The sequence below is a fragment of the Solimicrobium silvestre genome, from assembly GCF_002976435.1.
GTDB classification, from domain to species: Bacteria; Pseudomonadota; Gammaproteobacteria; order Burkholderiales; family Burkholderiaceae_D; genus Solimicrobium; species Solimicrobium silvestre.
In genome coordinates this window covers 129412-140733 of record NZ_PUGF01000014.1, presented here as the reverse complement: position 1 = coordinate 140733, position 11322 = coordinate 129412, and the positions used below count along the sequence as shown (strand labels likewise).

Genomic DNA, 11322 nt, shown 5'->3' with positions numbered 1-11322 from the left:
TCTGGAAAATTTTTTATTGAAACAGGGGAAGAGCCTTCTACAATTCCGCGCAAACCGTTACGGCATATAGGGAAAACGCCTCCGTGTACGGTAAAAGTGCGTCGGGCAGCTCACTTGATGCAGAGACTAATTTGAATCAGAATTACTTTAGGGATTATGACCCTACGACGGGTCGATATAATGAAAGCGATCCATTGGGATTTGGTGGTGGCCAACTTTCGACATTTGCATACGTTGGTGCAAATCCATTGGCTTGGACGGATTCTCAAGGTCTTGCTAATTCAGGTTTGATGATAGATGTACCAGGTACAAATTATATTGTCCGTATTGATCCTCCCCACGTTCCTGGTCAACAAAGACATGCCCATATTTACGATGATAATAAAAATTTAATTACTGCAATAAGTGAGGATGGGACTGGAAGTCATGGGCAATGTCCAAAAAAACTTCCAAAAAATAAAAAATTGCTTAAGTATTTACTTGGTAAAGGAATCGCAATTAGTTTTGCTGGAGATTTGTTGTTTTTGTATGATTTGGTGACAGATGTAGGTCGTTCGGTCGATCCATATAATCCATATTATTATTCAGACCCTAATGACGTCCCTACACCAGATTATGTTCCTTTATGATGAGAGATATTGAAATAATTATGAATTCGTTTTTTAAAATTTTTTGTCACGTTCAAAATGAAAACGTCATTGATGGACAACCATCTGAATGTACAGAAGTTTCCTTTCAGGCCACACCAGAAATTTTCCGTGCGGTTGCTGCTTTTTTAATTGAATGCGCAGACAAGGTTGAAGTTCAACAGATCTGTGATGTTGATCACTTTCATTTGCAAGATCAATGGAAAGAATGGAAATCAGTATATCCAGATGTGATTGTTTTTCCAGTAAAAAATAATCTTGAAAAATAACTATAACGCAGTGTATGAGGTGCTGCGCAATATTATTGCGCAGCATGACATTGTCACGTGATGTGAAACGCTGAAGAATTAATTGCAAATCAAAAATGTGCGTCTAGAAAAATTTTATAAAAAACAGGGGAAGTGACTTCTTTAATTCTGCGCAAACCGTTGCTGCATATAGGGAAAGCACCTCCGTGTACGGTAAAAGTGCGTCGGGCAGCTCACTTGATGCAGAGACTAATCTCTTCTATAACTATCACCGAAATTACGATCCGAATAGTGGACGATATATCGAGTCAGATCCAATTGGATTGAATGGCGGAATTAGTACTTATGGCTATGTCAAAGGGAAGCCAAATCAATACATAGATCCATTTGGAGAAGATGCAACCGTAACAGTCAACGGAAATAATGTGCAGGTAACTATTCCAATTACCTATACAGGCAATGGCGCGACTCCTGCACTAATTGCAAGTGTGAATCAAAGCATTTCCAGCCAGTGGTCTGGCCAATTCGGAAACTATATTGTTACGACCTCCGTTGTGACAGGGCCAGGAAACACTGTCAATTTAGTCGCGGGGCCTGGAACCTCGGTCGTAACAGACAATAACGCTGGTACATGGTTCACTGCCGGACAAGGAAACTTTATCTGGGAAGTGTCACACGAAGCTGGGCATCTTATGCGCCTGCCTGACGAATATGAATCCACAACATGTCCAGACGGGAAAAGAAAAACTACGGCAAAAGAAGGTTATGCAAAAAACATCATGGGTGCTTACGGTCAAACTGGCATAACTCAACAGGATATAAGCAATATCATTAACGCAAATCAATCATGGTACAAGCGATTATTTAATTGAATTCTGTTGCAGCATTTTGTGAAGATCAAGTGTGGACGAGGCCTCTATAGCCATGCGTTTCAAATGAAAATAACTAGGATAACTTATGAGATTAATTTTTTTTCTGCTATTCATTTTAAAAATGAACCTATGCATTGCAGACTCGCCATCTCGTGAGCCATATGAGTACAAAGTTTGCTCAAGTGGTAACACATTTTGTGCGAAGGTATCTCCGGTGTCAGGTATTTCTGTATATAGGATTGGGTCGCCTAAACTGGAGGAGTCAGTTTCGATAACCAAGGATTGGTACCCACAAGTGTACTTGTCGAACGATGGACAAAAGGTCCTGACTATTGGAACGACAATTGTGCCAAGATATGAATTCGATCAGCCAGTCGTAAAGATATTTGTTGGCGCTAAATTAGATCGAAGCTTATGTGTAAAGGATTTGATTGCTAAGCGTGATCTCGTTCGAACATCAAGTGGTTTCTCATGGGGATATCCGGTAGGATTCAGTGACGGGGACGCAACATTTACGTTTAAGTTGCTCACTAATGGCGACTTTAAAATCTCGATTGATCATTGATTCAGCTCGCGTACGCGTGTACGACGAGGGGAGGTTGGACTTGATGCAGAGACCAATCTGCATTACAACTATGCGCGGGATTACGACCCAAATAATGGGCGTTATATTGAATCTGATCCGATCGGTTTAGCTGCTGGAAGCTTGTCAACATATAGCTACGTGGGCGGAAACCCAATTTCTTCAATTGATCCGTTTGGGTTGGCTTCGATTAATCTAGGAAGTGGGTGGACTGGACGTGTTGATCCTGTACCAGGAACAGAAATATGGGAAATTCATGTGTTCGATCCACAAGGTAATGAAGCCGGTCTCTATAATCAACAAGGTTGGTTTAACAAACATGGAAAGAAAGGCGCTCCAGCGGGAATTCCAGAGCAGTGCGAAAATCGCCTGAGAGGCGAGGCTATCGATCAAATGAGACGGCGCGGGCATATACCAGGAAAAGGCCTCGGTGATATAAAAGGTGGGAATTGGAAAAAATTTGCAAGAATTCTTGGTCCACTTGGACTTGTGATAACTATTGGCATTGGAATCAGCGAGGGAGATTCTTCTGGCACTATTACTGGCGATGTAATTTGCGGTGAATTATGGGGTTGCGGTGATGCACTATGAAGGGCTGTGAAATGAAATTAAATTGGACTTGGTTTATGTCAGTTGACTTTAGGGGCGACTGGATAATGACAAAGGGATGGGCTCATCTTCAGATAGATGTAAACAAAATTTCTGGATTTATGTTCTTTGACGAAAAATATAATGAGGCAGATATTTATGCACGGTTTTCTGGATATTTCGACGATGATAATTTCGCCGTGGTTACAGTATCATCTGCGCAAGAGGGAACTCCAGAATTTGAAGTGTCTGGGCCAATTTTTAGTTTTAAAAACGAAAATATTCTGGCATCTAGTTTTATATTGACAGACGGCACTACGGTACTTGGCTTTACAAATCACGCAGAATTATAAGTCGGTTTCAAAATAGTGAACGCGGCATCGTGTATGAAGTACCGCGCAAAATTATTGCGCGGTACTTCATCGTCGGGCAAAGCGCAACATTGAAGAACTAATAGCAAGTCAAAAAAGTGCATCTAGGAAAAATTTTACAAAAACAGGTAAATAACCTTTTATATTTGCGCGCAAACCGTTACGGTATATAGGGGGAACGCCTCCGTGTACGGTAAAAATGCGTCGAGCAGCTAACTTGATGCAGAGACTGGGATTAATCAGAACTTTTATCGTGACTTCGATCCCTCAACTGGACGTTATTTGGAATCTGATCCTCTTGGTCTTTTTGGAAGGCAAGCTTCCACATATGGCTATGTCGGTGGAAATCCATTGTGTGGCATAGATCCCTCTGGGCTGGAAGTTTGTTTTATTGTGTTGTGCGCTCCGCTTCCATCGTACTTCCGACCAATCTTTCATCATATGATTTCAGCACAATAACAAGCCGTTTACCACATTACCATCGTTCGATTTTATCGACCAAACCACGCTTAAATCATAACGCGAATTAAATTGCCATCATAATGTCAGCGCTATAAAAAGAGGGTCAATCACCCTTTATAAAAGTACGATAAATGTTGCGATCTGCGCGTGAGTTGATTACCGATTCCGCGCCGTCGGATTATGGACAAACCGTACATATCGCTACGCGAGCGTGTGGACAATAAAAATCCATTGCCCTCATTTACGCACCGTTTGCCCACAACCAGCCGGAATACGATGCTGCTGCCAAGTCACCGATCACTGCTGCGCATTACTGCATTTTATAGTTCCAAGAACCAGCTAAAAAACCACCAATAATCGTAAGCAGGATGACCTAAAACGTAACCGTCCGGCGCTACCACCTGTTCAGACGACAGATTTGCTATTAGGTGCGTAGCGGGAGGAGTTCGTCGATGCAACTATTTGGACAGGTAGGTAATTTTTCTAAGGTATCTTTCAACCAGACGAACGGTTCAATGCCGTTGGCTTTGGCTGTTGCCAGTAAAGTTTGAATTGCGGCAGCCCGTTTTCCGGCGCGTTCTGAACCGGCGAATAACCAGTTCTTTTTTCCAATAGCGATTGGCCTGATTGCATTCTCAATCAGATTATTATCGATGGGAAGATGCCCGCTGTCGGCATAGCGCAAGATCGCTGGCCAGCGTTTTAAACTGTAATCAATGGCGCGCGACAGCGCACCACCTTCCGCGCTGGTTTTACGTGTTTGCAGTAACCACAAGTGCATCGCATTCAAGCGCGGTTTGGCGTGTTCAGCTCGCCATCGCTGGCGCTCTTCAGCGGAATAACCTGTCGCTTCACTTTCAATCCGGTACAACTCGGCAATCCGCTGCAACGCTTCTTCCGCTACCGGATGTTTATTCGCCATATGCAAATCAAAGAATTTGCGCCGGGCATGCGCTAAGCAAGCCAGTTCGGTGATGCCTTGCTTGAATAGATGTTTGTAACCGCCATAGTTATCCACCATCAGATGACCCTGCCAATTAGCAAGAAAGGGCACTGTCAGGTTAACTTTGAAATAAATGCAGGTTAAAAATTTCGACGAAAAAATGCTTACTTTGGACGGAATTTATTGAAATGTGAAACCAAAACTCACTATTTCATTCCATTGAATAAACCTCTGTCGCATGATTTCACGATAGTTTTTAGCCGCCAGAACATGTCGGCCTGGGCAGAAAAATGATCCAATCACGCTATAGCTAGCTAAAAATCGTTGGGCGTGTCTGGCTGATTTAAATCCACGCATTCGCCGTTCGCGCTCGCGGGTTGGCTGATGTGAATTCTCGGCACGAATATTTGCACCTTTATCTTGGACGTGTTTAACCTCTGGCATTATTTCAGCCTTGGCAGCTGCGTAGCTTCGCAATTTGTCGGTAATGATGACACGTGGAATGTAGTGCAATTTTTTGAGCAATTTGCGAAAGAACTTTTTTGCGGCGTATTTATTACGACGTGGCTGAACTAAGATATCCAGTATTTCACCATCTTGATCGACGGCGTGCCAAAGATAATGTGCTTTGCCGTTTATAGAAAGGTACACTTCATCAAGATGCCAGTGATCATTGGGTCTTGTTGATCGAGCGCGTAACCGTTTTGCGTAGATGCCGCCAAATTTATGCGACCAGTCGCGTATGGTTTCATAGGAGACGATCACACCACGTTTGGCCATCATTTCTTCAATATCACGGTAACTTAAAGAAAAGCGAAAGTAGAGCCAAACACAGTGGCTGATGATTTCAGAGGGAAATCGACGACGAAAATAAAGAGGTTTTGTTGAATTCATGCAACATCATAAATCGTTCTTAGTTAACCTGACAGTGCCGCTAAAAACTATCGTGAAATCATGCGTCGACGATTTATCCAATGGAGCGAAATAGTGAATTTTGATTTCATATTTCAATAAATAACGTCCAAATTTAAGCATTTTTCGGCGAAATTTTTAAGCTGCATTTATTCCAAAGTTAACCTGACAGTACCGTTCAAACAGTTCTATTTTTTTGATTGACTATATCTTTATAGTAATAAAAAGCCCTTTGACTTGTGTTGATCAAAGGGCTTTTTGTTGTCTAGCAACAACTAGTTGTTTTTAGTAATTATCATGCTAATATGCAATGTTATCAATATCGGTGGTAACTGCTTAGTCGTAGTTAGTTTGCTTTAAGTTGGCTTTTATAAAAAATTCGCCTTGCCAAGCTGCAAAAAATGATTATTAATTGTTAGACTTAATAATCCTTAAAGAGGAGCGCGTAATGACATTCGCGTCGGCAAGTTTGAAGGGGCTTGGGATTACCTTGTTATTTGCGATTGCGGTATCTCTGCAAGCGACTACTTCTGTCGATATAAAAGCGAAGCTAAGCGCAATTCCAACTTCTACCCCAGTTGCCACTTTAAATACTAATAAAAATACCGTCAGCCTTGATGTCATTTCAATGGCCGACCCACATGCTGTTTTCGTTGCGCAGCCAAGTGTGCCTGATGCATTAGGGGGAGCGTATCGGTAAGGAAGCAACGCTTTCTGATCGTGTTGTTAGTTATGATATTTAAGCGTCGCCAGACCCGGCACATATTTTAATCAGCGCTGAATATTTGAACTTTGCAGCAAGCTGAGATTTTAATTTTGATTAGGAAATGCAATGAAAATGATTAAACAGAAAACTCTCGTAAAGTTAATTGTAGTTGTTGCGTGCAGTTTTAGTGCCGTAATCGTTAATGTGGCGCATGCAGATACGGTGGCAGTTACGAAAGCGAATGGCGTTGATTTTGCTACGCTGGCGCGGATTCGTGATGCGGCAATGAGTAGCGATTATTCTTATGATCGTTTAGCTGAGTTGACTGATCAGATTGGTCCGCGTTTATCTGGCTCACTTGGCGCTGAGGCGGCGGTTGCTTTGATTGCTGACGATATGCGCCGTATTGGGATGCAGGTTAATTTACAGCCTGTTAAAGTGCCGCATTGGGTGCGTGGTGCGGAAACGGCTGAGTTGGTGGAGTATCCAAATCGTCCAGCTGGTATCTCGCAAAAGGTTGTTCTTACTGCGTTGGGTGGATCAAGTGCCACACCTGCGTCAGGTTTAACTTTGCCGATATTGGTGGTGCATAGCATGGAAGAGTTACATGCTCATGCTGCTGACGTTAAGGGGCGGATCGTGCTGTTTGATGTGGCCTATGATCAAAATCTAGCGAACAACGGTCACGCAGGTAACGCTTATGGTGAAGCTGGTATGTACCGTTTTATTGGGCCTGCAACGGCATCTAAACTGGGTGCGGCAGCTGCTTTGGTGCGCTCGGTTGGCGGTGCGGATTTCCGTATTCCGCATACTGGCATGACAGGCTGGGGTAAAGATGCGACACCGATTCCGGCCGCAGCGGTTACTGCTGAAGATGCCATGTTAATGACACGTCTGGCCGCCAAAGGTGAAATAAAAATGCACCTGACATTAACCCCGCAAACGCTGCCCGATGCGGATAGTCATAACGTGATTGCCGATCTGCCGGGGAGTGATAAATCAGATGAAGTGGTGATTGTGTCTGGTCATATGGATTCCTGGGATTTAGCTACTGGCGCGACTGATGATGGCGCTGGGTTGGTTGTGGCGATGGGCGTGGCGGATGTATTTAAACGTCTTGGTTTACATCCGCGTCGCACTGTGCGGATGATCGGCTGGATGAATGAGGAAAATGGTACGCGCGGTGGTAAAGCCTATTTCAACGCCAACAAAGATAAATTGAACAAACACTTTGCCGTGATTGAAAGCGATAGCGGTGCTGGTCGTCCGATGGGACTTATTTTTAGTACGGTGGCAGAAGATCAAAAACTAATTGAACCATTGAAGTCGATTTTCCGTACGATAGGCACTCCAATTTTGGAGCGCCGAGAATATGCCGGTGGCGAAGATGTAAGTCAGCTGACCGACAGCGGCGTGCCCTCATTTGAGCCGATGCTAGATACGCGTAATTATTTCAGTTATCATCACACGCCAGCCGATACGTTGGATAAAGTGGAGCCCGAAAATTTAAGACGGCAAGTAGCGATGTTGGCGATGTTGACGTGGTATTTGGCGGAAATGCCGGAGCAATTGCAGCAATTAGCGCCTAGCAAGCCAGATTAAATCGTTATAAAACAAAAATTGGAGAGCGCAGATGCGTTATATTAAATTGCTGTTGGTACTGGTATTCGCAGCTGTGCTCGGCTTGTATTATTTTATTTATGTCATGTCGGCACAAGCGACCAGTTTTTTTGTTAATTTCGAACGCAATAGCGCCAAACTGACCCGCCACGAAATTGTTTTGCCAGATGGCTTTCACTATGCATATTTGGAAGGTGGGCATGGCGAGCCGTTGATGCTGCTACATGGTTTCGGTGCCGACAAAGATAACTTCACTCGCGTTGCGCAGCGGCTTACACCGCAGTACCACGTCATCATTCCCGATCTGCTCGGTTTTGGCGAATCGTCACATCCGAATAGCTCCGACAATGTCACTGATTTTACTGCCCGAGCGCAGGCTGAACGGATGCGCGCTTTGGCGCATGTATTAGGTATTCAAACGCTGCATTTGGGCGGCAATTCGATGGGTGGGCAAATCGCCTTGGCGTATGCGGCGGCGCATCCGACCGAAGTGATGAGTTTGTGGTTGCTTGATCCTGCGGGTGTTTGGAGTGCACCAGAAAGCGAGCTTGCCAAGCTGATCGGCAAACAAAAGCATAATCCCTTACTAGTTAGCAATGAAGATGACTTTGCTCAGGCGTTTAATTTCTCCATGAATAAGCCCCCGTACATTCCGCGTCCAATACTGAATGTGTTGGCGCAGACTTCCATTAAAAATTCGGCACTGTCTGAAAAGATTTTTAATCAAATCACCAGCGATTCGATTGAAGCAAGAGTCACCGGATTAAAGACGCCAACCTTAATTGTCTGGGGTGATCAAGACCGAGTGCTTAACGTCGCGACGGCAGAAATATTGTATAAACTCATGCCGAAGTCACGGGTCGTCATCATGCCAAATATCGGACATTTACCGATGATAGAAGACCCGCAACAAAGTGCGGAAGATTATTTGTTTTTCCGTTTTAAGTTGCAGGCACCTAAGTAGGTAAATATGGGAAATCAGTAAAGGTGAGAGTGTTTAGTGTGGATAAACACTTTTCATATATTCCCTGTTTTTTGAAAAATATAGATATTCAATGACTTTCCCATCGATAAAAGCCATTTTTCAATAGTATATTTTAACCTCAATGTAAAATTTTACTCCTAGTGTTGAATGTGGAAACATATGCCGCAGTAAGCTTAAAATTAATGTTGGATTGTAGGGTGGGCACGCATTGTTCCCCTTTATCCCTATAGGCAAGGAGTCTGTGCCAGCATGCACAGACCGATACGCAGGTGAGTGGCATACCTCAAAAAACCTGCTTCACCACGCATAACCGTTGATCAACAATAGATATTATTTGGGGTTATTATTAGTCGAAGGTAACGCGTGGGCAAAGTTGCTCACCCTACACCCATTTAAAATATATCTCACAATATGAAAAATTCAGCACCATTACTCAGTGTTAACGAGGCACTCTCGACCTTATTAGCCGCTGCTACACAAGCCGCAATCTCAGACCCCATCCATTTGCCCACGTTGTCATCCAATGGCCGAATCTTGGCGGCCGATATCTGCGCGACGATGGATGTACCGAGTGCCGAAAATTCCCAAATGGATGGCTACGCACTTAATTCAGCTGATGCCCACAGCAAAACACCGCTATTAATTAGCCAGCGCATCGCCGCCGGTCATATTGGAACAGCTCTGCAACCCGGCACCGTAGCGCGCATTTTTACCGGCGCGATAATGCCGGACGGTGCCGATACGGTCGTCATGCAAGAGCAATGTGAAGTCATCGAAACGCCACAAGGTGCAGCAGTGCGGTTATTGCATACGCCGCAAGCCGGTGAATGGGTGCGCCATATTGGCGAAGACATTCGCCGTGGCAGCGTTATTTTGTCCGCGGGTACGCGTCTGCGGGCGCAAGAATTAGGCTTGGCTGCGTCGGTTGGATTTGCAACGCTGCCAGTGCAACGTCCGTTAAGAGTAGCGGTATTTTTTACCGGCGATGAATTGGTGATGCCGGGCGAACCGCTGCCGGTCGGTGCTATTTACAATTCCAACCGGTTTTTAATTACTGCCTTACTCGAAAATCTGGGCTGCCAAATTCATGATTACGGTATCGTTCCCGATACTTTAGTCGCTACGCGTGCGACGCTAAAACTAGCTGCGCAAGAGAATGATGTTGTCATTACTTCGGGCGGCGTTTCGGTCGGTGATGAAGACCACATCAAACCAGCGGTGCAAGCAGAAGGGCGCTTAAACCTATGGCAAATTGCGGTAAAACCTGGCAAGCCATTGGCGTTTGGTGAAGTTGGCTCCGCATTCTTTTTAGGCTTGCCGGGTAATCCGGTTTCTAGCTTCGTCACCTTTTTATTATTTGTGCGCCCGTTTTTATTGCGCTTGCAAGGCGTAACCGATGTGGCACCAAAATCTTATACTATGCGCGCCGATTTTACGTGGGCTAAAGCCGACAAACGTAATGAATTTTTACGGGCTAAATTGAATGCAAATGGCGGCTTGGATTTATATCCAAGTCAAGGTTCCGCCGTATTAAGTTCCACGGTATGGGGCGACGGCTTGGTGGATAATCCGGCCGGGCAAACTATTCAAACGGGTGACATGGTTAAGTTCATCCCATTTTCGGAAATACTCTAATGAAAGTTGAACAATGACTGCGGGATTCACCATTCAGCTACGCTTTTTTGCCAGTGTGCGCGAGCAACTCGGTTGTTCTGAGCAGACGGTTACGTTGCCACCGGAAGTTGTCACAGTCGGGCAAGTCAGGCAGTGGTTAATCGGTCGTGGTGGCGTTTGGGCAGTAACTCTGGCTCAAGGTCGTAACCTGCGCGCAGCATATCAGCAGGAAATGTGCGATGAGTCTGTTGAGATAGCCGACGGCCATGAAGTGGCTTTTTTCCCCCCAGTGACTGGTGGGTAATCAAGAAGGACGTTTGATGAAAATAGCGATACAAACTGCCGACTTTGACGTTAGTGCTGAACTGGCAGCTTTACGCGCCGCACATCGTGACATCGGCGCCATAGTCAGTTTTGTTGGTACGGTGCGCGAAGCGAATGCAGGAAGCGCAATCTTGCACATGGAGTTGGAGCATTATCCCGGCATGACAGAAAAATCGCTAGTCTACATAGTGCAGAAAGCAGAGAAGCGTTGGGAAATAAATGATGTGGTGGTGATTCACCGTATCGGCGTGTTGCCAGTTTGTGCGCAAATTGTCTTGGTCGCGGTCGCTAGTAAACATCGCGGTACTGCTTTTGAAGCCTGTGAATTCATTATGGATTATTTAAAAACCGAAGCACCATTCTGGAAAAAAGAAGTGGGTGAGCACGGTGCGCAGTGGGTGGATGCCCGATCTACGGATTTAAGTGCGCTGGATAAATGGGAATAAC

11 protein-coding genes and 3 pseudogenes are annotated in these 11322 nt (G+C 44.8%); 12 read left to right on the top strand and 2 right to left on the bottom strand.

All coding sequences use genetic code 11. From position 1 onward, the window contains the following. Positions 1 to 83: 83 nt before the first annotated feature. The 6 genes and pseudogenes from S2091_RS15150 to S2091_RS15120 all read left to right on the top strand — a co-directional run. Positions 84 to 629, top strand: a complete 546-nt coding sequence (locus tag S2091_RS15150; RefSeq protein WP_105532786.1) for an RHS repeat-associated core domain-containing protein — start codon at positions 84 to 86, stop codon at positions 627 to 629. Beyond that, positions 626 to 916, top strand: a complete 291-nt coding sequence (locus S2091_RS15145) for an Imm32 family immunity protein (protein WP_133166924.1) — start codon at positions 626 to 628, stop codon at positions 914 to 916. Before S2091_RS15150 ends, S2091_RS15145 begins: the two co-directional genes overlap by 4 nt. 185 nt (positions 917 to 1101) lie before the next feature. Beyond that, entirely contained in the window at positions 1102 to 1767 is a 666-nt protein-coding gene (locus S2091_RS24820) for an RHS repeat-associated core domain-containing protein (RefSeq protein ID WP_423828245.1), read from the top strand. Positions 1768 to 2383: 616 nt separating this feature from the next. After that, a pseudogene (locus S2091_RS24815) lies at positions 2384 to 2941 on the top strand (RHS repeat-associated core domain-containing protein); the annotation flags it as partial. An 11-nt stretch (positions 2942 to 2952) separates the two neighbouring features. Beyond that, positions 2953 to 3291, top strand: coding sequence for a hypothetical protein (locus tag S2091_RS15125; RefSeq protein WP_133166923.1), 339 nt, complete (start codon positions 2953 to 2955; stop codon positions 3289 to 3291). A 249-nt stretch (positions 3292 to 3540) separates the two neighbouring features. Beyond that, a pseudogene (locus S2091_RS15120) lies at positions 3541 to 3768 on the top strand (RHS repeat domain-containing protein); the annotation flags it as partial. A 427-nt stretch (positions 3769 to 4195) separates the two neighbouring features. Here S2091_RS15120 and tnpC read toward each other — a convergent pair. Further along, a pseudogene (gene tnpC, locus S2091_RS15115) lies at positions 4196 to 4819 on the bottom strand (IS66 family transposase); the annotation flags it as partial. A 75-nt stretch (positions 4820 to 4894) separates the two neighbouring features. Next, positions 4895 to 5608, bottom strand: a complete 714-nt coding sequence (locus S2091_RS15110) for an IS6 family transposase (protein WP_105532778.1) — start codon at positions 5606 to 5608, stop codon at positions 4895 to 4897. Positions 5609 to 6074: 466 nt separating this feature from the next. Here S2091_RS15110 and S2091_RS15105 point away from each other — a divergent pair, with 466 nt between their 5' ends. From S2091_RS15105 to S2091_RS15080, 6 genes are all read left to right on the top strand, one after another. Beyond that, positions 6075 to 6326: a hypothetical protein gene (locus S2091_RS15105; RefSeq protein WP_105532777.1), complete on the top strand. Its 252-nt coding sequence runs from the start codon at positions 6075 to 6077 to the stop codon at positions 6324 to 6326. Between the two features lie 132 nt (positions 6327 to 6458). Further along, on the top strand, positions 6459 to 7934 hold the full coding sequence (locus S2091_RS15100) for a M20/M25/M40 family metallo-hydrolase (protein ID WP_243405440.1): 1476 nt from the start codon (positions 6459 to 6461) through the stop codon (positions 7932 to 7934). A gap of 31 nt (positions 7935 to 7965) precedes the next feature. Beyond that, positions 7966 to 8916 (top strand): alpha/beta fold hydrolase, encoded by a 951-nt coding sequence (locus S2091_RS15095; protein WP_105532776.1) that lies wholly within the window; start codon positions 7966 to 7968, stop codon positions 8914 to 8916. Between the two features lie 432 nt (positions 8917 to 9348). Further along, positions 9349 to 10572: a molybdopterin molybdotransferase MoeA gene (locus S2091_RS15090; RefSeq protein ID WP_105532775.1), complete on the top strand. Its 1224-nt coding sequence runs from the start codon at positions 9349 to 9351 to the stop codon at positions 10570 to 10572. 13 nt (positions 10573 to 10585) lie between these two features. Further along, a complete protein-coding gene (moaD, locus tag S2091_RS15085) occupies positions 10586 to 10855 on the top strand; it encodes a molybdopterin converting factor subunit 1 (protein WP_105532774.1) in 270 nt (89 codons plus the stop codon). Between the two features lie 16 nt (positions 10856 to 10871). Further along, positions 10872 to 11321, top strand: coding sequence for a molybdenum cofactor biosynthesis protein MoaE (locus S2091_RS15080; RefSeq protein WP_105532793.1), 450 nt, complete (start codon positions 10872 to 10874; stop codon positions 11319 to 11321). Position 11322 lies beyond the last annotated feature (1 nt).